Here is a 20,061-nt window from a genome sequence, read left to right as displayed (position 1 = left end):
GTGAAAGGACGCAGGTGACATCGCTCTCTCCCGGCAGCGCGGATGCGCTCCTGTTCGATCTCGGCCGCGTCGTGCTCGATATCGATTTCTCCAAGGCGATCGCCTGCTGGGCGGGACATGCCGGCTGCAAGCCCGAAGCCATCGTCGCGCGCTATGTGCGGGACAGCGAAGCCTATCGGTTGCACGAGATGGGGAAGATCAGCGATGAGGACTATTTCGCCTCATTGCGAGCCTCGCTCGGAATCGGCATTTCGGACGCGCAATTCCTGGAAGGCTGGAACGCGATTTTCGCCGGCGAAATGCCTGACATCGCCGAGCTGCTGCCGCGCGCAGCGAAACAGATGCCGCTCTATGCTTTCTCCAACACCAACCGGCCGCACGTGGACCATTTCTCGAGGGAATATGCCGACCTCCTCGGCCATTTCCGCGAGCTGTATTTGTCGTCCAGCATCGGCCTGCGCAAACCGGATGCGGAGGCCTTCGACCACGTCGTTGCGGCGATCGGCGTGCCCGCCGGGCGCATCGTGTTCTTCGACGATCTTGCCGAAAACATCGAGGGAGCGCGCGCGCGCGGCTTGATGGCGGTGCATGTGACCTCGCCGCGTGACGTCGGGAACGCATTGAAGGCATTGGGCATTTGACGACGGTCCGTTGTCGCGAAACCCACGACGGCACGGCCCGACGGACCAATTTTGAAAAATTGAGGAACCGGATCACTTTGTACATTTTTATACAGAGTTCCGGGAACGGAATACCGCCTTCCGGACTCTTAGAGTCCGTTGGGACTTCTACGGACGGATGCATCATCTTGCTGGGCAAAACCTACCTCACCAAGCAGGCCTCTCTTCTTCTTGAATTCGCGAGGACAACTTCAGATTCGGACCTTTCCGCCAAGCTTGTGAGCAAGGCCGCCGACCTGAAATCCCAAGCCGACCCGCTGCCCGACAAGGATCAGGGATCCAAGGCGCCCGACGTAACTCCCGGGCAGGCAGGGAGCTGATCGATTCAGGCCATGGCGCGTTCTCCCCTTGCCATGATTTTCGTCGCTTCCATGACCACTCTCCTGCCGATCTGTGACCTCCTTCGGATCATGCCGCGACGCGCTTGATCCTGTCTTCCGGAACAATGTGAAGGGGCGGGATGACTGTGCCTGCTCAGCCGCTTTTGCCTCTGCGCCTGCGCTCGGCTAGAAGACATGCGGAACATTCGCCCGAACGTGCCGAGCAGGAGTTTTCGCCGTGGCCTTGATGCCGGTTTCCGACGCGCTTGCCGCGGTGCTGGCGGGTGCAGAGCCGCTGCCGGAAGAAATGATTTCCCTCGACGAGGCCTACCATCGCGTGCTCGCGCGTGACGTCTTGGCGCGGCGCACGCAGCCGCCGCAAGCGATGTCGGCGATGGACGGCTACGCGGTGCGCGCGGCCGATGCCGCGACGATCGATTCGGAGCTCACCGTCATCGGCGAAGTCGCAGCGGGCCGACCGTTCGAGGGGACGGTCGGAGCCGGCGAGGCCGTGCGGATCTTCACCGGCGGCGTCATTCCCTTTGGCGCGGACGCCGTCGTGATCCAGGAGGACACGGTCGCCGCCGGCAAGCGCATCACGATCAAGGAAGCCGCGATCGCCGGCCGGCACATCCGCCCCGCCGGCGTCGATTTCCGCGAGGGCGACGTGCTCCTGCGCAAGGGAAGCCGTCTGACCGAGCGAGACCTCGCGCTCGCCGCCGGGATGAATCATCCGCACCTTGCCGTTGTCAGGCGTTCGAAGGTCGCGATTCTCGCCACCGGCGACGAGCTGGTGATGCCGGGCACCACGCCCGGCCACGGCCAGATCGTCTATTCCAACGGCTACGCCCTGCACGCGCTCGCCCGCAGCGAGGGCGCCGAGACCATCGACCTCGGTATTGCCGCCGACACGCTCGAGGCCACCACCGCCGGCATCCGCCGCGCCCGCGAGAGCGGCGCCGACGTCCTGATCACGACCGGCGGCGCATCGGTCGGCGACCACGATCTGGTCCAGCAGGCACTGCGGGACGAAGGCATCGCGATGGCGTTCTGGAAGATCGCGATGCGGCCAGGCAAGCCGATGATGCACGGGCGACTCGGCGCAATGGGTGTGATCGGCCTGCCGGGCAATCCCGTATCGTCCTACGTGTGCGCTTTCCTGTTCATGGTGCCGCTGATTCGCGCCCTGTCGGGCCGTTCAGTGATTCACCATCGCCGTGAACGCGCCGTGCTCGGCCGCGACGTCGGCGCCAACGACCAGCGCGAGGACTATCTGCGCGCGCATCTTGAGGAGCGTGACGATGGCACACGCGTCGTTGTTCCCGTCAATCATCAGGACTCTTCGCTGCTTGCGAATCTCGCTGCAGCACAGGTACTTCTCGTCCGCGCACCATTCGCGCCGAAGGCCGAAGCCGGCACGGCTTGCGAAGTGTTGCGGCTCCCCGTCTGAGCGCCCCCGCAACGCGCGTTCCGCGCACTTTGCTCTGTTCACCGTAAATTAAGCAGTTGCGGAACATGTATCGAACATATAGTGTCTGTTCATGATTTGTTTCGAGCATGCAGCGGCTTATGGCCGAATTCAGCGTCTCGGAATCGGACGACATCAACCGGGGGACTTTGGTCGAGATGTTAACGCGCAAACAATACGAGCTTCTGCGGTTCATCAGTGAACGTCTGAAGGAAAGCGGCGTGCCGCCCTCCTTCGACGAGATGAAGGATGCGCTCGATCTGCGCTCGAAGTCGGGCATCCATCGCCTGATCACGGCGCTCGAGGAGCGTGGCTTCATCCGACGCCTGCCCAACCGCGCCCGTGCGATTGAAGTCATCAAGCTGCCGGAGCTCCAGGCAGCCGCTGGCAGCCGCCGCGGCTTCACGCCGAGCGTCATCGAGGGCAATCTCGGCAAGGTGCGTGCGAGCGCGAGCCTGCCCGCTGACGAGGGCGAACGTCCCGTCGCGGTGCCGGTGATGGGCCGCATCGCGGCCGGCACGCCGATCGAGGCGTTGCAGACCCGCAGCCATACTATCAGCGTACCGCCTGACATGCTCGGCTCGGGCGAGCATTACGCGCTGGAAGTGCGCGGCGACTCGATGGTCGAAGCCGGCATTCTCGACGGCGACATGGCCCTGATCCAGCGCAACGAGAGCGCCGATACCGGCGACATCGTGGTGGCGCTGATCGACGACGAGGAAGCGACGCTGAAGCGCTTCCGCCGTCGCGGCGCCTCGATCGCGCTCGAGCCCGCCAACGCGGCCTATGAGGTCCGCATCCTGCCGCCCAACCGGGTGAAGATTCAGGGCAAGCTGATCGGGCTTTACCGGAAGTACTGATACCGGGAGTCCTTTCTATCGGCAGTACTTCATATCGGAAGCACTTCATGCCGGAGGTGCTTGGCGCCTCGCGCGCTTCCGATCGGCATCGCCGGTCAGAGATTGGAGCGGATCATCGTCCGCTCCGGCTGGATAGCCTTTCTGGTTCTGCACAGACTATCCGGCCCCTCCTCCAACGCTGGCTCCTCGCCACGCCGACGAAGCAGCACCGCTTCAAGCAGCACCGCTTCGCGGCTCGGTTGTTCGAGGAAACAGCGACCAGCGGTCAAGTTCGGCCGTTGCAGCCAAGTTGGCAATGTTCGCGTACGCGCCTCCCGAATGCATCGCGGCGAGCTTTGTTCCTATTGAATTCGGGAAAGATAATGTGATCGCGGCTTGCGGAAGCCAGCCGCAGATTTGCCCACAACCAAGCACAGCGTTCGTGCTTCCACTCTGATAGAGGCCTGCGCCTCGATAAGAGACGCGGGTTGCTATCCCAGCATGAGGAGCACCCGATGTGTGACTACAGCCTACATGCCGTCGCGTCGCGCCCCGCCGAAGTCGGCGAGACGATCGTCACGACAAGCTTCCGCGGCACCTCGACGCGCGGCTTCGCCTCTGCAGCCGATCCGTCCGTCGCCGTCTGCCTGCTGCCGGGGACGGAGCTCGCCTTCGCCGACGACGTCCGCTACGACAATCGCTGGATCTGGACGCGCACCATCAATTCCCGCGTCGGCAAGTTCGGCAAGATCGATCCGCACGTTCCCGACCGCCATCATGATGCGATCGAATTCCCCGACGGCAAATACGTGCTGGTGACGCAGCTCGTCGAAGGCCAGCGCGCGACGGTGCTGCAACTGCCGGTGACTCAGTCGGTCACCGAGCGCGAGCACAAGGCGCAGATCACCGCCGACAGGCAGCCGACCGTCACGCACCTGCCGATCGGCTGACAGAGCCGCCCTCCGGCTACGAGGTCGGAGGTCAGGATTGAATCGCCATCGCCGGCCGTGGCCGGCGAGATGGTGTGGTTTGCGCCCCGCGAATCCGAACGGACGCACCGAACCACTGCGTTGCTCCGCACCATCAGATCAATCGTCGGCTTGCAGGTCGGTGTCCGCCGGCGTTGCGTCCTTGATGCGAGGCGCGGTCGACTTTGGCGCGAGGCTGCCGTCGAAATCACCCTCGCCGGCGCCGGCCGGCAACCAGGGGCGGCTCGTGCCTCTCGCCCTCACTGCCTGAACCACAAAACCGTCACCACGCTGCGTCAGCGCCAGCGCGCTCTGGCTGGCGAGCCGCTGCCGATCGACCACCATCGCCGCGCAATCGGGCGGCGCGGGACGAGTCGTCACCACCAGGGCGGCCCGACTGCAATCGTCTGCGAGAGCGTCGACGCGCAGTGCCAGCGCGACCAGCCTCCCGTCGGCCAGTGGCGTCACGCAGCCGGATTCGTCGCAGGACACGCCATCGGCAAGCGAGGCTCTGCCCGCATCGCGCGGATCGGCGTCGGCAGCGAGCCATTCCTTGAGCAGAAAGCCGTCCTTGTTCGTCCTGATCAGGTGCAGATATCCGTCCCTGCCCCGCACCGCGACGCTCGCGCCATCCCCGGCAATCAGGATGTCGGGCTGCCGCGCCGACAGTCCCCAGAGGATCGCTGCCAGCAGCACCAGGGCGCCGGACCAGCGCAGCGGCGTGCGCAACAAGCCGAGCACAATGATTCCCAGGCTCGCCGCGATCAGCGGCGCGATCCCGAACGCCGGGATGCGGCCCACCGCGCCCGGCAAGGCCGCGACCCAGCGCGAGACCGCGACCATCCACTCGATGCCAATCCCCATCAGCCACCAGAACACGCTGTCCAGCCCGAACGGCGCAGCAAGCAGCCCCAACAGCCCCGCCGGCATCACCAGCGCAGAGACCACGGGCATCGCGCCGAGATTGGCGAGCACGCCGAACGGCGTGACACGGTGGAAATGAAAGGCGGCATAGGGCGTGGTCGCAAGTCCCGCAATCAGCGAAGCCATGAACAGCATCGCAATCTCGCGCCCACCCCACATCGCAATGCGCGCAGTCGCCGAATTGTCCGGCGAGGCAAACAAATTGGGCATGCCGATTTGCACCAGTGCGACCAAGCCGAGCGTTGCCGCAAACGACATCTGAAAACTCGGATGCACCAGCGCTTCCGGCGCGACCGCCAGCACGATCAGCGCAGCCACAGCAAGCGTGCGGAAGGTGATGGCGCGGCGATCGACCATCACCGCGATCAGCACCACCGCCGTCATGAAGAACGACCTTTGCGTGGCGACCTCCGCGCCCGACAGCAGCAGGTAGAACGCAGCGGCGACCAGCGCGGCGGCGGCCGACCATTTCTTGATGGCGAAGCCGGCTGCCAGTCCGGGGATCAGAGCGAGCAGCGCGCGCACCGCGAAGAACACGACGCCGGCAACGACGGCCATGTGATAACCGGAGATCGAGAGCACGTGGCCGAGGCCGGAGATGAACATCGCATCGTTGACGGGCGTGGTGATCGCATCGCGCCGCCCGGTGAGCAGCGCGGTCGCGATCGCCCGATTGTCGCCGTCGAGCGTCGCCCGGATGCGGGCATCGATCGCATCGCGCAGGCCTTGCATGAAGGCCGCGTAACGCAGCCGTAAGCCGCCGGTCTCAGGCGGCGACGCCACCGTGATGGCGCCCATCGCGAAGCCGGAGGCGCCGATGCCCTGGAAGAACATGTCACGCGAAAAGTCGTAGCTGCCGGGCCGCACCGGCGCGAGTGGCGGCATCAGCCGTGCCTTCAGCTGAACGAAGCTACCGACCTCCGGCGCGGTGCCCTTGCGGACCGACAGGCGCACGCGCTCGAGCCTGACGTCGCTGCGCTGCGCCTCCATCGCCGTGACGCGCAGCACGAAACGATCGGTACGCTCGCGGATGTCGCGAGCCTCGACGAAGCCCGACAACGACACCGAATAGAGCGCCCTTGCCAGCACCGGGTGGACGATGCGCGCCGTCTTCCAGGTTGCGACGGCAAAGCCGGCCGCGACCGCCGCGATCATGATGGCCGGGGCGAACAGCCGGCTCCGCCGCAACAGAGCCGCGCCAAGCAGGAGCGCGATGGCGGTCGTGGCAACGACCCACAGCACCGGCTCATGATCGGCAGAGAAATAAAGCGCGATGCCGCAGCCAAACGCGACGGGCACCCACGGCAACAGCCGCCCGGCGCCCGCCTCGGCGCGCAGCCAGGCGCGGAGGGTCTCGGCCAGCGATGTCCAGAGGTCGAGGCCTGCAGGCGCGAGGCCGCCCGCGGACGCGGCGCGGCCCGCGGGCCACGTCCCCGCGATCCCCTGCGATCGTACCGGCCGGCCCGGCTCCGCCATTCCCTGCACTCGATGATACGCAACGAAGCCAGAAGCTACCGGAACGTGCAGGTGGGCGGATAGCGGTACGGATCAGGAACGAAGGGGCGCGGCCGCTACTTTTCCTCTTCCATCGTCACGGCCACATCCGCCTTGGCCGACAGCCTGACCTTGTTGCCCTCGATATCGGCGACGAGGCCCTTGTCGATGAAGTGATGATGGCCCTTGTGGCTGCCCTCGCCGCTGTCCTTCTTGGTCAGCTTGATGCGATTGCCTTCGACCTTGTCGACGGTGCCGATGTGGACGCCGTCGGCGCCGATCACTTCCATATGCTCTGCGATGTTCTGCATGGTGGGTTCCTTGTTGGACCCACCCCAACGCGCGGGGAGCACGTTCGTTCTCTCACGAGAATGACGAAGCCGTGTGCCCGCTCGTCAGATCAGCGGCGCCTGCGACGAAGCATGGTGATTGACGATCTTCCACTCGCCGTCCTCGCGCATGATGACCCAGCTCATCTTGACCGAGAAATCGGGGCGTTCGCCGGCGAGATCGAACGAGATGGTCGCGGCCATATTGATCAGATCAGGACCTGCCTGCGCCGCCGTCACCTCGGAAAACACCGCGCTCGGCTTGCGCCAGCGCGGCAGGCCGTTGAAATAGTCTGCGACGCCGGCCCTGCCCCGGTAGAGCTTTGGGTTGGAGCCGAAGAAGAAGGCATTCCTCGCATAGAGCGATGAGAGCGCGGCCGCATCGAGCGTGGCGAAGCCGGCGCGCCATTTCGCGATGATGCCGGAAACGATAGCGTCGGCTTCGTTGCTCATTGTGGTCTCGCAGCTCTTTTCAGCCTTTGGCAACTTCCTTCGCGAACGTGTCGCGCAGACCGATAGTCCTGGAAAATACCGGTCTGTCGGACGTCGAGTCCTTGTCGCGCACGAAATAGCCCTGGCGCTCGAACTGCATCGGCTCGGTCGAATTGCTTTCCGCGACCGATGCCTCGACGCGGGCATTAGCGAGAATTTCCAGTGACTGCGGATTGAGGTCGGCGGCGAAGTTCGAGGCGTCCGGGCTCGGTTTGGCAAACAGCTGATTGTAGATGCGGATTTCCGCGGGCACGGATGTCGCCGCCGGCAGCCAGTGCATGGTGGCCTTGACCTTGCGGCCATCGGGCGCGTTGCCGCCCTTGGTCGCGGGATCGTAGGTGCAGCGCAGCTCCACCACCTCGCCGGCATCGTTCTTGATCACGCCGGTGCACTTGACGAAATAGGCGTAGCGCAGCCGCACCTCGTTGCCCGGCGACAGACGGAAGAACTTTTTCGGCGGGTTCTCCATGAAGTCGTCCTGCTCGATATAGAGCTCACGGCCGAACGTGATCTTGCGGGTGCCGGCGGAGGGATCATCCGGATGGTTGATCGCCTCGAGCTCCTCGGTCTGCCCCTCGGGATAATTCTCGATCACGATCTTGAGCGGCTTAAGCACCGCCATGCGCCGCTGCGACGTGCGGTTCAATTCCTCGCGGATGCAGAATTCCAGCATGCCGACGTCGACCACGCTATTGGCTTTCGCAACGCCGATGCGCTTGACGAATTCGCGAAGCGCGGCCGGCGGCACGCCGCGGCGGCGCATGCCCGCCATGGTGGGCATGCGCGGGTCGTCCCAGCCCGCGACATGGCCCTCGCGGACGAGCTGGGTCAGCACACGCTTGGACAGCAGCGTGTAGGTCAGGTTCAGCCGCGCGAATTCGTACTGGTGCGGCTTCGAGGGCACCGGCAGCTTCTCGATGAACCAGTCGTAGAGCGGCCGATGGTCCTCGAACTCCAGCGTGCAGATCGAGTGCGTGATGCCTTCGATGGCGTCCGATTGGCCGTGGGCATAGTCGTAGCTTGGATAGATGCTCCATTTGGTCCCGGTGCGCGGATGGTGCGCATGCAGGATGCGGTACAGCACGGGGTCGCGCAGATTGATGTTGCCCGCACCCATGTCGATCTTGGCCCGCAGCACGCGCGCGCCGTTCGGGAATTCGCCCGCCTTCATGCGACGGAACAGGTCGAGGTTTTCATCCACGGTGCGATCGCGGAACGGCGAGTTCTTGCCGGGCTCGGTCAGCGTGCCGCGCGCAAGACGAATCTGCTCCTGGGTCTGGTCATCGACATAGGCGAGCCCGTCGCGGATCAGCTGCTCCGCCCATTCGTAGAGGCGGTCGAAATAGTCCGAAGCGAAGAACAGGTTCTTGCCCCAGTCGAAGCCGAGCCAGCGCACGTCGGCCTGGATGGAATCGATATATTCCTGCTCTTCCTTGACCGGATTGGTGTCGTCGAAGCGCAGATGGCAACGGCCCGGAAACTCTTGGGCGATGCCGAAATTGAGCGCGATCGACTTGGCGTGGCCGATATGGAGATAACCGTTCGGCTCCGGCGGGAACCGGGTCACGATCTCCTTGTATTTGGCCTCCTCGAGGTCGGCCTGGATGATGTCACGAATGAAATCGCGCCCAACCTCGTTCGCCACCGGTTCTGTCATTACGAAAATCCTGTAGGGAAATCAGCGGCCCTTCTGCCAAATTCCCTTGGCTGAGCCAAGGGCTTAAGCAAGGTCTCAAGCAACCCCTGGCGGTCCGCTGCCGGGCTTTAGTTATGCTCCGGTCCTGTTATATACCAGCGCCTCCAATGCATAGGCCCTGCCAAGAATGACCTCTCCCGTCGTCACCCGTTTCGCTCCTTCGCCGACCGGCTTCCTCCATATCGGGGGCGCGCGCACGGCGCTGTTCAACTGGCTCTATGCGAAGAAGCACGGCGGCAAGATGCTGCTCCGGATCGAGGACACCGACCGGGAGCGCTCCACCGAGGCCGCGATCGGCGCCATCCTCGACGGCCTGAAATGGCTGGAGCTCGGCTGGGATGGCGACGTCATCTACCAGTTCAGCCGCGCCGCCCGCCACCGCGAGGTCGCCGAGCAGCTGCTCGCCGACGGCAAGGCCTATCGCTGCTACGCCACCGCCGAGGAGCTCACCGCGATGCGCGAGAAGGCGCGCGCAGAGGGGCGCACGCGCCTCTATGACGGCCTGTGGCGCGACCGCGATCCGGCGACGGCCCCGACCGACGTAAAGCCCACCATCCGGCTCCGTGCGCCCCAGACCGGCGAGACCGTGATCGAGGACCAGGTCCAGGGCCGCGTGGTCTGGCAGAACGAGAATCTGGATGACCTCGTCCTGCTGCGCGGCGATGGCAACCCGACCTACATGCTCGCTGTGGTGGTCGACGATCACGACATGGGCGTCACCCACGTCATCCGCGGCGACGACCATTTGATCAACGCGGCCCGCCAAAAGCAGATCTACGACGCGATGGGCTGGACGCTGCCGAGCATGTCCCACATCCCCCTGATTCATGGCCCGGACGGCTCAAAGCTCTCCAAGAGGCACGGCGCGCTTGGCGTCGATGCCTACCGCGCCATGGGGTACCTCCCGTCCGCGCTCCGCAACTATCTCGTCCGGCTCGGCTGGAGCCATGGCGACCAGGAAATCTTCTCGACGGAGGAGATGATCGCGGCGTTCGATCTTGCCAGCGTCGGCCGCGCAGCAGCGCGCTTCGATTTTGCCAAGCTGGAAAACCTCAACGGCCACTACATCCGCAATGCCGACGATCAATCACTCGTGAAGATGTTCGAGGACGTGCTCGACCACGTCGTGCCCAGCCGCGACGAGCTTAAGGCCAAGTTAAACGACACCACGCGCGCGCAGCTCCTGAAGGCCATGCCGGCCCTGAAGGAGCGCGCCAAGACGCTGATCGAGCTGATCGACAGCGCCTATTTCATTTTCGCGGACCGGCCGCTGGAGCTTGACCCGAAGGCGGCGGCGCTGCTGACGCCTGAGAACCGCAAGCTGATCGGCCAGCTTCATTCCGCGCTGGAGAAAGTCGAGACGTGGAGCGCGGCCAATGCGGAAGCCGCGCTGCGCGCCTTTGCCGAGGAAAATAGTCTCAAGCTCGGCGCGGTCGCCCAGCCGCTGCGGGCCGCGCTGACCGGTCGGACGACGTCGCCCGGCATATTCGAGGTTTTGGACGTCCTGGGACGCCAGGAAAGCCAGGGCCGGCTTAAGGATCAGGCTAAGGACTAGCTGAGGGCCAGCCTACGACGTAAGTCGACCATGCGTGGCGCCATCTTGCAGCGCACACAGCAATAATATACCCATCTCACCCGTACCTTCTGGAACATCCGGCCTGCCCCGCGATATCTCATCGGGGCCTCCGGGTCCGGCCCGTTTCACCATACATCGGGGACCTCTGATGGACGCCAAACCAAGCAATAAGACCGCCACACTGACGGTCGGAAACAAGAATTTCGATCTTCCGATCCACAGCGGCAGCGTCGGGCCCGACGTCATCGATATCGGCAAGCTCTACGGCCAGTCCGGCCTGTTCACCTACGATCCGGGCTTTACCTCGACCGCGAGCTGCCAGTCCAAGATCACCTATATCGACGGTGACGCGGGCGTGCTGGAATACCGCGGCTATCCGATCGAACAGCTCGCCGAGAATGGCGACTTCCTCGAGACCTGCTATCTGCTGCTGTTCGGGGAGCTTCCGACCGCCGCGCAGAAGAAGGATTTCGACGACCGCGTGATCCATCACACGATGGTGCACGAGCAGATGGCCCGCTTCTTCCAGGGCTTCCGCCGCGACGCCCATCCGATGGCGATCATGGTAGCGGCTGTCGGCGCGCTCGCCGCGTTCTATCACGACTCAACCGACATCAACGATCCGAAGCAGCGCATGATCGCCTCCATGCGCATGATCGCCAAGATCCCGACGCTGGCTGCGATGGCCTACAAATACACGGTCGGCCAGCCCTTCGTGTATCCGAAAAACTCGCTGAAGTTCGCCGAGAACTTCCTGCACATGTGCTTTGCCGTGCCGTGCGAGGACTACAAGATCAACCCGGTGCTGGCTGACGCGCTGGACAAGATCTTCATCCTGCACGCCGACCACGAGCAGAACGCCTCGACCTCGACCGTGCGTATCGCCGGCTCCTCCGGCGCCAACCCGTTCGCCTGCATCGCGGCCGGCATCGCCTGCCTGTGGGGCCCGGCCCATGGCGGCGCCAACGAAGCAGCGCTCGCGATGCTCGCCGAGATCGGCTCGGTCGACAAGATCCCCGAGTTCATCGCCAAGGTGAAGGACAAGAACTCTGAAGTCCGCCTGATGGGCTTCGGTCACCGCGTCTACAAGAACTACGATCCGCGCGCCAAGATCATGCAGAAGATGTGTCACGCCGTGCTCAAGGAGACCGGCCATGGCGACGATCCGATGCTGAAGGTGGCGCTCGAGCTCGAGAAGATCGCGCTCAGCGACCAGTACTTCATCGACCGCAAGCTCTACCCGAACGTCGACTTCTATTCGGGCATCACGCTGAAGGCGATGGGCTTCCCGGTCTCGATGTTCACCGTGCTGTTCGCGGTCGCCCGCACCGTCGGCTGGATCAGCCAGTGGAGCGAGATGATCGAGGATCCGCAGCAGAAGATCGGCCGTCCGCGCCAGCTCTACACCGGCGTCACCCGCCGCGACTACGTCGCGATCAACAACCGGAAGTAAGGTCGAGCCCATCACGGCTTTCGAAGCGGCGCCATCACAAGATGGCGCCGCTTTTGTTTGCGCTGAGACAATCTTGCTGCCGCGCACAACAACAAGTCAGCGCAATGCCTCGGCCGACGCTTGACGTTGAGACGCTTCGCGCGCAAATTCTTACTCTAAGTAAGAATGACGACAGGGATGGAAATGCCGGAGCAGCCGAGAAGTCGGCGGCAGACGCGTGCTGCCATTTTGATTCATCTGCTTCAGTCAGGCGCGTCGTTTCGCCCGCCGCTGGCCAAGGCCGTGCGCCTGTCGGAAGCGAGCCTGTCGCGCATCCTGTTCGATCTGAAGGCCGAAGGCCTGATCGAGGAAGTGCGGCGCCCTGCCCCTTATGTCGGTGGCCCCACGGGTCTCGTGTCGCTCGATAAGGCGGTGGCGCTCGCGGCGTTCGAGCTGACCACTCAGCGGCTCAGCGTCGGGGTCGGGGGCCTGTCGGGCGAACTGCACTACACCGGGCATGTGCCGCTGCCGAAGACGCCGACCGTCGCGACGGTCGGCCGGGCGTTTCGCGAAGCGATGACATTGCTGCGCGAGTGGACGCGGCGTCGACGTATCCCCCTCGCACAGATCGGCGTCTCGATTCCGGGTCTCGGCCGGCTGGGCGCGTCAGGCAATCCGATCATTCCCTGCGATGTCGGGCGGATCAGCGAGATGTTCGGCGAGACGCTTCCCGGCGTGCGGGTCGAGTTCACCAATTCGGTCGTCGCGCACGCCATCTTTCACCGTTGCCGCACGGAGCATTATCCATTCAGCGGCGCGCATCTCTTCGTCTTCGTCGGTCAGGGCGTCGCGGGCACCTGGATGGATGACGCGGTCGAGGACGATGTCCCCCAGCCGGTCGAGCTCGGCCACATGGTGTTCGGAGCCGACGGACCAATTTGCCGCTGCGGTCATCATGGCTGCGTCGAGGCTTATACGTCGCTTCCCGCTTTGGCCGAGCTTCTTGGCGTCGCGGAAGCCGAGTTGCTTGAGCTCGGCAGCGAGTGGGTGACCGCGATGCCGCTCTCGTCGCGCGTGCGGCAGGAATTGCGCCGGCGGCTGTTCCGGCTTGGCCTTGCGATCGGCAATACGCTGAACGTGAAGCCATGCAAGGGCGTCGCGATCAGCGGCTGGCCGTCGCTCCTCACCGAGGACGATCGCAACGCGCTCGTCGAGGGGATCGACGCCAGCCTGTTGGGCGGCCGCAAACACGCGCAAGTGTCGCTCGCTTTCGTGCCGCCGTCGAACGGCAACGATCCGCGGGCGGCGCTGGCATTCGCGTCTTTCTGCCTCGCTTGCCGCGGCGGCATGCCGGCCGCATCGGCCGAGGCCGCCTGACGTACCTGATGCCGCGCGGCTCTCGCGCGAAAGAGTTCACACCGGGAGGAAATTGCCATGCCGATCACGACAACAAGGCGCCAACTGCTCGCCGGATCTGCGGCCGCGCTCGCGCTGCCGGCATTCGCCCGCGCGCAAGGCGCGATCAAGCCGCGTCTGACTGCGATCTCGCAATGGTCCGCAGGTAGCGATGGGGCGGCCATCACGGCACTCGGCAAGAAATTCGAGGAGAAAGGCGGGGTTTGGCAGCACTCGCCCGTCCCCGGCTTCACCACCGAGATGATGAACAAGCTGCGTGCCCAGATCATGGCCGGCGATCCGCCGGCCTGCTCGCAGCTCAAAGGTCCCGAGATCGCGGCCTGGTCCAAGATTGCCCCAACCGTCGATCTCGATGCCGTCGTCGCTGCCGCCGGCTACGAAAAGGTTGTCGCTCCGGATCTTGCAAAATTGCACAAGCCGGGGGGCAAGTGGATTGCACTGCCGTTGCAGATCTACAGCACCAACATGCTGTTTCTCTCCAAACGCGCGATGGACAAGGCCAAGGCCGACAAGGTCCCCGTCACATGGGCTGAGTTCAACGACCTCGCCGAGAAGATGAAAGCAGGCGGCGTCCCCTATCCCATCGCCAACGGTGGCACCCGCCCGGACGACGGCCAGAAATTCGAGGCCGCTTTGGCGGGCATCAGCCCCACCGCTTACCGCGCAGCCATCATGAATCTCGACAAGAAGGCCCTGGAGGGCCCCGAGATAAAGGCTGCCTTCGTACAGGTGCGCAAGATTGCCGACTGGATGGACCCCAACGTCGGCGCCCAGCACTTTTCGACCAACTTGAAGCGCTTTGTCGACGGCGACATGGGGATGATGATCATGGGCGGGTGGGCGCAGGGCGTCTTGCGCAACGCCGGCTTCAAGTTCGAGGACTTCATCATCGCCCCGGGCCCGAGCGACAATAGCAAGCCGGTCTTCCTGTTGAACGCCGATGCCTTCATATTCTGGCAGCGCAAGGAGCCCGACCTGCAGGCCGGCCAGACGCTGATGGCCCAGCTCGTCATGGATCCGGCGATCCAGACTATGTATTCGCAGATCACGGGATCGATCCCCGTACGCACCGATGTCGATCTCTCCGGCGAAGGCTGGTCGGACGGGCAACGGCGGACCGCAGCAGCCCTGAAAGACGCGATTGCCAGCAATCAGGCCGTCCTCAGCCTTGCGCACAACATGGCGCAGGAAAACGGCATGACCGCAGCGATGATCGACGTGATCACGGAGTACGTGAAGAACAAGACGATCAAGCCGGAGCAAGCGGCCATACGCCTCGCCGAAGCCGTCGAGAGCTCACGTTGACGATCGCCGTCTCGACAACACCGGGCCGGCCGGCGGCCTCTGGCTGGGTACGCCGGCTGCCTGAATATCTGACGATCTGGGTGCCGCTGCTGTTGTCCGCCGCGCATCTCATTGCGTTTATGCTGTGGACGATCTGGATATCGTTCACGCCGTCCACTCTGGTCCCGGTCTCGGGCTGGGTCGGCTTGCGCAACTATTCTGCGGTCGCCGCATCGCGGAACTGGCAGATTGCCTTGGACAATCTGCTGCTGTTTGGCAGCGCCTTCGTGTTGCTGAGCCTGGCGACCGGTCTCATCCTTGCGATCCTGCTCGATCAGCGCATTCGCGGCGAGAACCTGCTGCGGTCCATCTTCCTCTATCCTCTGGCGGTGTCATTCGTGGTCACCGGCACGGTCTGGAGTTGGCTGCTCAATCCCGGCCTCGGGATCCAGAAGCTGGTCCGCGACCTCGGCTGGACCTCCTTCCGGTTCGACTGGCTGATCGACCGCGACATGGCCATTTGGACCATTGTCATCGCTGCGATCTGGCAATCGTCCGGTTTCGCCATGGCGCTGTTCCTCGCCGGCCTCCGCTCCGTCGACGCCGACCTGATCAAGGCCGCGCAGATCGACGGCGCCGGACCGATCCGAATGTACCGGCGTGTCATCCTGCCGACCCTTTGGCCGATCACCATCACCGTCATCGTCATCCAGCTGCAGTTCGCGATTTCGACCTTCGACCTCGTCCGCGCGCTCACCAATGGCGGACCCGGGATCGCCACCCAGCTGCCGGCCCTCGTCGTCTATGACCTGATGTTCCAGCGCAGCCTGCTCGGACGCGGAGCGGCGGCGGCAGTGCTCATGTTGCTCATTCTTCTTGCGGTTTTGCTGCCCTATGCAGCGTGGCGTTATGTCCAGCGGCGGCGGGCGATCCATGCGTGAGCGAACCATCGCGCCAAGCCGGATTCTGATCTATCTCGTCGTCTCGCTGATCGCTGCAGCATGGCTCGCGCCATTGGTTGTTGTCGTGCTGAACTCGCTCCGCACCAACGAGGAGATCGCGCAGGCGTCGATGATCGGCTGGCCGAAGCAATGGGCATGGAGCAACTACGCCGCGGCCTGGAGCGGTTTCTGCGTCGCCGAGACCTGCGCCGGCATCCGGCCGTACATGCTGAACTCCGCGCTCGTCACGATTCCCGCGACGATTTTCTCGACTCTGCTCGGTGCTGTCGCCGGTTACGCTGTGTCGCTCTGGCGTTTTCGCGGCGATAACTGGATCTACGGCATCGTGACCCTCGGCCTCTTCCTTCCCCAGCAGATGCGCTTGCTTCCCTGGACCATCGTGTTGCGCGATACGGGCCTGATGAACACGCTCACGGGCCTGGTCGTGATCCACACGATCCAGGGGCTCTCCTTTACCGTCTTGTTCTGCCGAAACTACTACACTGCCATCCCGCAGGATCTGATAAGAGCTGCGCGCATCGATGGCGCAGGGTTCTTTCGTATTTTCTGGCGCATCATCCTGCCGCTCTCGCCGCCTATTCTGGTCGTCACCGTGATCTGGCAGTTCACGCATATCTGGAACGAATTTCTCTACGGCGTGACATTCACGACTGGTCAGCAGCAGCCGGTCACCGCCGCGCTGATCGCGCTATCCGCCGCGGTCGCCGACATCCCGCAGCATGGCGTGCAGAGCGCTGCGGTGATGATCGCCGCCCTGCCGACCCTGCTGATCTATCTGATCGGCGGCAAGTATTTCGTGCGCGGCCTCACCGCCGGGGCCGTGAAATGATCGGATCGTCATGGCAGCCCTAAGCATTCGCTCCCTGTCCAAGCGCTACGCCAATCTGGAGGTGCTGAAGGGCATCGATCTCGACATCGAGAGCGGTGAATTCACCGTGCTCGTTGGCCCATCCGGCTGCGGCAAGTCCACGCTGCTCAACATCATCGCTGGGCTCGACCTCCCGAGCGCAGGCACCGTGGAAATCGGCGGACGTATCGTCAACGACATTCCGCCGAAGGACCGCGACATCGCGATGGTGTTCCAGTCCTACGCGCTCTATCCGTCGATGACGGTGCGCCAGAACATCACTTTCGGCATGGAATGCCGTCACGTCCCGAAGGCCGAGCAGGAAAAGGCGCTGGCGAATGTGGCCAGGCTGCTCCAGATCGAGCCGCTGCTCGGCCGCAAGCCCTCGCAGCTCTCCGGCGGCCAGCGCCAGCGTGTGGCGATGGGCCGGGCGCTGGTGCGCGATCCCCTGCTCTTCCTGTTCGACGAGCCGCTCTCCAATCTCGACGCCAAGCTGCGCGTCGAGATGCGGATGGAGATCAAGCGGCTGCACCAGCGCATCGGCGCCACCATCGTCTATGTCACACACGATCAGATCGAGGCGATGACGATGGCGACGCGCATTGCCGTGATGCATCGCGGCGTGGTGCAGCAGTTTGCCGACCCGGATACCGTGTATCGCTATCCCGCCAATCTGTTCGTGGCCCGCTTCATGGGCTCGCCGCCGATGAACACGATGCCGGCACGGCTCGACGCTGATGCCAGCGGCCCGGTGGTCGTGATCGGCGCGGGACGGCCGGACGAGGTCCGCCTCCGCCTTGGCCAATACGACGCGGCGGCTCCCTTTGTCGGCCGTGACGTGGTGGTCGGGATCAGGCCGGAATGCATCGCCGAGGGCAGCCGCGTGTTCTCCGCCGATCCGCCCGTCGTCGTCAACGCGCCGGTGGAGATGGTCGAGCCGACGGGAGCCGAAACGATCGTGCTGCTGCGGCTTGGCGGCGAGCCTGCGCTGGCGCGCATCACGCCGGACATCCGCCCCACACCGGGCGCCGCCGCCCCGTTCGCGCTCGACACGCGTCGCATCTGCCTGTTCGACCCCGAGACGGAGCGACTGATCGCATGACAAGAACGAGCTATGCCGGCCTTAGGGACCGCGTGGTGTTGATCACCGGTGGCGCCAGCGGCATCGGTGCCGCCTTCGTGCGGGCGTTCGCGGCGCAAGGGGCGCGCGTCGCGTTCCTGGATCTCGATGAAGCAGCCGGCCGGACGCTGGTCGCGGAAGTGAAGGCCGCGGCCGGGACCGTACCCTTGTTCGTGCCGTGCGATCTCCTCGACATCGACGCCTTGCGCGGCGCCATGGCGCAGGTCCGGGGATCGCTTGGCGATGCCGCGGTCCTCGTCAACAACGCCGCCAATGATCAGCGTCAGGTGCTGGCCGAGGTGACGCCGGCCGAATTCGACTGGATGATCGGCGTCAACCTCAAGCACGTCTTCTTTGCCGCGCAAGCGGTGGTGCCGCAGATGCAGGCGCGCGGCAGCGGTTCGATCATCAACATGTCGTCGATTGCCTGGATGCGCGGCGCGCCGGGGCTGCCTGTCTACGCCGCGGCAAAGGCCGCGATCGTCGGCTTCACCAACTCCCTGGCCCGGTCGCTCGGGCCCGACCGCATCCGCGTCAACGCGATAGCGCCGGGGATGGTGATCACGGAGCGTCAGCGCCGGCTGTGGTACCCGGACGACCAGGTGATCGCCGAGCTGCGCACGCGTCAGGCCATTCCCGACGCGGTGACGCCCGACGACATCGCTAACATGGCGCTTTTCCTCGCCTCGGACGACAGCCAGCGCATCACGCGGCAGTGTTTTCAGGTCGACGCTGGTCTCGGCTAGAGCGTGTACTCACAAACCCGAGCTGCCTCGTAGAGGTCCGCTCCGTATCTTGATAGCAGTCGCGTTGGCGTAACTCTCCCTGGGTCCGAGTTGGGCCACAAGCGGAAGTAATCGCTCATTCATTCGATCGGCGCGCCGCCACAATCGCGTACAGTAGTTTCGCGACGCTGTACCCGATATCTTCCCGCGTGAGACCCATACGCAGGATCACCAGTTTACGCGAGGGGATGATCGCAATCACCTGGCGCAGGTGCCCTTGCAACATGAACGTGTCGGTAGGGAGTTGGAATCCCTGGCCCGGCCCCAACCAAAGCTGTCCGCGACCGTAGACCGGGCCATGTCCCTCATCGGACGCTGGCACAGGCGAGCGCATGTAATCGACAAAGCCCGGCGGCAAAAGCTGAGCACCGTTCCACTCTCCGTTCATGCGCAGGAATTCGCCGAAGCGCGCCCAATCATGCGCATTGGCGAAGAGAAAGGCTTCGCCAAGGAATGTGCCTGAAGGGTCAGCCTCAAGAACAGCGCTGGTCATGCAAGGCTTGAACAATCGCTCCTGCGGATACGCTCGCGCGTCGGCTCCAACCGCGTTCTGCCAGACCCGGGCCAACAGGACAGACGAACCCCCGGAATAGTTGAACTGCGTTCCAGGCGGGGCGACAAGCGGACGGTCCCGCGCGAAAGCCGCCGCATCATGTGCGAGATTTTCTAACCCGTCGGGGTCGGGAGAGTCACCGTCCTCACTCCATTTCAATCCGCTTGTCATGGCCATCAAATCGGCCACCGAGATGTCCGCGCGCGCGTCGCCAGTCCACTGCGGAAACAGATTTTTTCGGTCCAGCGAAAGCTTTCCGTCCCTGATCGCCATGCCGGCCAAGGCGGCGTTCACGGTCTTCGTCATCGACCAGCCCTGGAGGGGCGTCGAAGCGTTGAAGCCTTCGCCGTAGGTTTCTCCGATGATGCGCCCGTCCTGGACCACGACGATCGCGCGCATGCCCGGCCCCTGGAGAGCCGGATCGTTCAGCGTCGCCAGTAAGTGTTTGTCGTCAGACAATTGAGCACTCTCGCCGACCGGCCAGAGCGCACTAGGCTTTCCGGGCAGTGAGGGCGGCTCGGCACGGTCGGGGATTTCGTCCTTAGACACCAGCGTACAACCACGTCCTTCCTCATATTGGGCGTAGCGTTTGGCGAACAGGCCTCGATATGCCGCCTCGACACGCTGGTTGGCGGTGTCGACGTTGATCTTCAGACGTTCGACAATGCGTGGATGTGTTAACGCGAGGTCGGTTTTGATCACCGCATCCGCATCACGTTCGGCAATGAACACATTCGAGCAAACCATTTTTGCCGCATAAGCCGAGGCGGACACTAGGGTTCAGACTCAATTGATCCAATAAGCGACGAGAGCGGCGAGGTGGACGGCGGCCAAGAAGTTTCTGGCAAGTTTGTCGTAGCGAGTAGCAACACGCCT

18 protein-coding genes and 1 pseudogene are annotated in these 20,061 nt (G+C 64.1%); 13 read left to right on the top strand and 6 right to left on the bottom strand.

Annotated features, from left to right (window positions below):
* Positions 1-14: 14 nt before the first annotated feature.
* The 5 genes from IVB36_RS19740 (at position 15) to IVB36_RS19720 (ending at position 4,257) form a co-directional block, all read left to right on the top strand.
* Positions 15-641, top strand: coding sequence for an HAD family phosphatase (locus tag IVB36_RS19740; protein ID WP_247392799.1), 627 nt, complete (start codon positions 15-17; stop codon positions 639-641).
* Positions 642-808: 167 nt separating this feature from the next.
* Positions 809-1,000 carry a hypothetical protein gene (locus tag IVB36_RS19735; protein ID WP_026233498.1) on the top strand — a complete coding sequence of 64 codons (192 nt, stop codon included), beginning with the start codon at positions 809-811 and terminating at the stop codon, positions 998-1,000.
* A gap of 238 nt (positions 1,001-1,238) precedes the next feature.
* Positions 1,239-2,450 carry a gephyrin-like molybdotransferase Glp gene (glp, locus tag IVB36_RS19730; protein ID WP_247392798.1) on the top strand — a complete coding sequence of 404 codons (1,212 nt, stop codon included), beginning with the start codon at positions 1,239-1,241 and terminating at the stop codon, positions 2,448-2,450.
* 176 nt (positions 2,451-2,626) lie between these two features.
* Positions 2,627-3,328 carry a transcriptional repressor LexA gene (gene lexA, locus IVB36_RS19725; protein ID WP_026233499.1) on the top strand — a complete coding sequence of 234 codons (702 nt, stop codon included), beginning with the start codon at positions 2,627-2,629 and terminating at the stop codon, positions 3,326-3,328.
* Positions 3,329-3,822: 494 nt separating this feature from the next.
* Positions 3,823-4,257: a hypothetical protein gene (locus IVB36_RS19720; protein WP_018458088.1), complete on the top strand. Its 435-nt coding sequence runs from the start codon at positions 3,823-3,825 to the stop codon at positions 4,255-4,257.
* 138 nt (positions 4,258-4,395) lie between these two features.
* On the opposite strand, the gene IVB36_RS19715 is transcribed toward IVB36_RS19720, so the two are convergent.
* The 4 genes from IVB36_RS19715 to IVB36_RS19700 form a co-directional block, all read right to left on the bottom strand.
* Entirely contained in the window at positions 4,396-6,675 is a 2,280-nt protein-coding gene (locus tag IVB36_RS19715) for a ComEC/Rec2 family competence protein (RefSeq protein ID WP_247392797.1), read from the bottom strand.
* Positions 6,676-6,770: 95 nt separating this feature from the next.
* The gene (locus IVB36_RS19710; protein ID WP_007610829.1) at positions 6,771-7,004 is read right to left on the bottom strand and encodes a DUF2171 domain-containing protein; all 234 of its coding nucleotides are present in this window, start codon (positions 7,002-7,004) and stop codon (positions 6,771-6,773) included.
* 84 nt (positions 7,005-7,088) lie between these two features.
* Positions 7,089-7,475 carry a nuclear transport factor 2 family protein gene (locus tag IVB36_RS19705; protein WP_018458090.1) on the bottom strand — a complete coding sequence of 129 codons (387 nt, stop codon included), beginning with the start codon at positions 7,473-7,475 and terminating at the stop codon, positions 7,089-7,091.
* Between the two features lie 19 nt (positions 7,476-7,494).
* Positions 7,495-9,171: a glutamine--tRNA ligase/YqeY domain fusion protein gene (locus IVB36_RS19700; protein WP_085395031.1), complete on the bottom strand. Its 1,677-nt coding sequence runs from the start codon at positions 9,169-9,171 to the stop codon at positions 7,495-7,497.
* A 166-nt stretch (positions 9,172-9,337) separates the two neighbouring features.
* Between IVB36_RS19700 and gltX the strand changes: the two genes are divergently transcribed.
* The 8 genes from gltX (at position 9,338) to IVB36_RS19660 (ending at position 18,593) form a co-directional block, all read left to right on the top strand.
* Positions 9,338-10,765 carry a glutamate--tRNA ligase gene (gene gltX, locus IVB36_RS19695; RefSeq protein ID WP_085353254.1) on the top strand — a complete coding sequence of 476 codons (1,428 nt, stop codon included), beginning with the start codon at positions 9,338-9,340 and terminating at the stop codon, positions 10,763-10,765.
* 169 nt (positions 10,766-10,934) lie between these two features.
* Positions 10,935-12,239 (top strand): citrate synthase, encoded by a 1,305-nt coding sequence (gene gltA, locus IVB36_RS19690; RefSeq protein WP_018458093.1) that lies wholly within the window; start codon positions 10,935-10,937, stop codon positions 12,237-12,239.
* Positions 12,240-12,416: 177 nt separating this feature from the next.
* Positions 12,417-13,595 carry an ROK family transcriptional regulator gene (locus tag IVB36_RS19685; protein WP_247392820.1) on the top strand — a complete coding sequence of 393 codons (1,179 nt, stop codon included), beginning with the start codon at positions 12,417-12,419 and terminating at the stop codon, positions 13,593-13,595.
* A 57-nt stretch (positions 13,596-13,652) separates the two neighbouring features.
* Positions 13,653-14,939 carry an ABC transporter substrate-binding protein gene (locus IVB36_RS19680; protein WP_085353258.1) on the top strand — a complete coding sequence of 429 codons (1,287 nt, stop codon included), beginning with the start codon at positions 13,653-13,655 and terminating at the stop codon, positions 14,937-14,939.
* Positions 14,936-15,859, top strand: a complete 924-nt coding sequence (locus IVB36_RS19675) for a sugar ABC transporter permease (protein ID WP_247392796.1) — start codon at positions 14,936-14,938, stop codon at positions 15,857-15,859. Before IVB36_RS19680 ends, IVB36_RS19675 begins: the two co-directional genes overlap by 4 nt.
* Positions 15,852-16,709 (top strand): carbohydrate ABC transporter permease, encoded by an 858-nt coding sequence (locus IVB36_RS19670; RefSeq protein WP_018458097.1) that lies wholly within the window; start codon positions 15,852-15,854, stop codon positions 16,707-16,709. The genes IVB36_RS19675 and IVB36_RS19670 overlap by 8 nt, the downstream gene beginning before the upstream one ends.
* A 10-nt stretch (positions 16,710-16,719) precedes the next feature.
* A complete protein-coding gene (locus IVB36_RS19665) occupies positions 16,720-17,829 on the top strand; it encodes an ATP-binding cassette domain-containing protein (RefSeq protein ID WP_247296567.1) in 1,110 nt (369 codons plus the stop codon).
* Entirely contained in the window at positions 17,826-18,593 is a 768-nt protein-coding gene (locus tag IVB36_RS19660; protein ID WP_247392795.1) for an SDR family oxidoreductase, read from the top strand. The genes IVB36_RS19665 and IVB36_RS19660 overlap by 4 nt, the downstream gene beginning before the upstream one ends.
* A gap of 115 nt (positions 18,594-18,708) precedes the next feature.
* On the opposite strand, the gene IVB36_RS19655 is transcribed toward IVB36_RS19660, so the two are convergent.
* Complete coding sequence (locus tag IVB36_RS19655; protein ID WP_247392794.1) at positions 18,709-19,959, bottom strand: serine hydrolase; 1,251 nt, start codon at positions 19,957-19,959, stop codon at positions 18,709-18,711.
* A 12-nt stretch (positions 19,960-19,971) separates the two neighbouring features.
* A pseudogene (locus tag IVB36_RS19650) lies at positions 19,972-20,061 on the bottom strand (IS5/IS1182 family transposase); the annotation flags it as partial.

This window comes from Bradyrhizobium sp. 35 (assembly GCF_023073215.1).
Taxonomy (GTDB): domain Bacteria; phylum Pseudomonadota; class Alphaproteobacteria; order Rhizobiales; family Xanthobacteraceae; genus Bradyrhizobium; species Bradyrhizobium canariense_D.
This window is presented reverse-complemented; position numbering and strand designations above follow the sequence as displayed.

Excerpts from the sequence above, each read along its gene's own strand:
- IVB36_RS19720 (WP_018458088.1), top strand. The coding sequence starts at position 3,823 with ATGTGTGACTACAGCCTACATGCCGTCGCGTCGCGCCCCGCCGAAGTC.
- IVB36_RS19660 (WP_247392795.1), top strand. The coding sequence starts at position 17,826 with ATGACAAGAACGAGCTATGCCGGCCTTAGGGACCGCGTGGTGTTGATC.
- gltA (WP_018458093.1), top strand. The coding sequence starts at position 10,935 with ATGGACGCCAAACCAAGCAATAAGACCGCCACACTGACGGTCGGAAAC.
- gltX (WP_085353254.1), top strand. The coding sequence starts at position 9,338 with ATGACCTCTCCCGTCGTCACCCGTTTCGCTCCTTCGCCGACCGGCTTC.
- IVB36_RS19685 (WP_247392820.1), top strand. The coding sequence starts at position 12,417 with ATGGAAATGCCGGAGCAGCCGAGAAGTCGGCGGCAGACGCGTGCTGCC.
- IVB36_RS19670 (WP_018458097.1), top strand. The coding sequence starts at position 15,852 with ATGCGTGAGCGAACCATCGCGCCAAGCCGGATTCTGATCTATCTCGTC.
- IVB36_RS19715 (WP_247392797.1), bottom strand. The coding sequence starts at position 6,675 with ATGGCGGAGCCGGGCCGGCCGGTACGATCGCAGGGGATCGCGGGGACG.
- IVB36_RS19700 (WP_085395031.1), bottom strand. The coding sequence starts at position 9,171 with ATGACAGAACCGGTGGCGAACGAGGTTGGGCGCGATTTCATTCGTGAC.
- lexA (WP_026233499.1), top strand. The coding sequence starts at position 2,627 with ATGTTAACGCGCAAACAATACGAGCTTCTGCGGTTCATCAGTGAACGT.
- IVB36_RS19680 (WP_085353258.1), top strand. The coding sequence starts at position 13,653 with ATGCCGATCACGACAACAAGGCGCCAACTGCTCGCCGGATCTGCGGCC.
- IVB36_RS19710 (WP_007610829.1), bottom strand. The coding sequence starts at position 7,004 with ATGCAGAACATCGCAGAGCATATGGAAGTGATCGGCGCCGACGGCGTC.
- IVB36_RS19665 (WP_247296567.1), top strand. The coding sequence starts at position 16,720 with ATGGCAGCCCTAAGCATTCGCTCCCTGTCCAAGCGCTACGCCAATCTG.
- IVB36_RS19705 (WP_018458090.1), bottom strand. The coding sequence starts at position 7,475 with ATGAGCAACGAAGCCGACGCTATCGTTTCCGGCATCATCGCGAAATGG.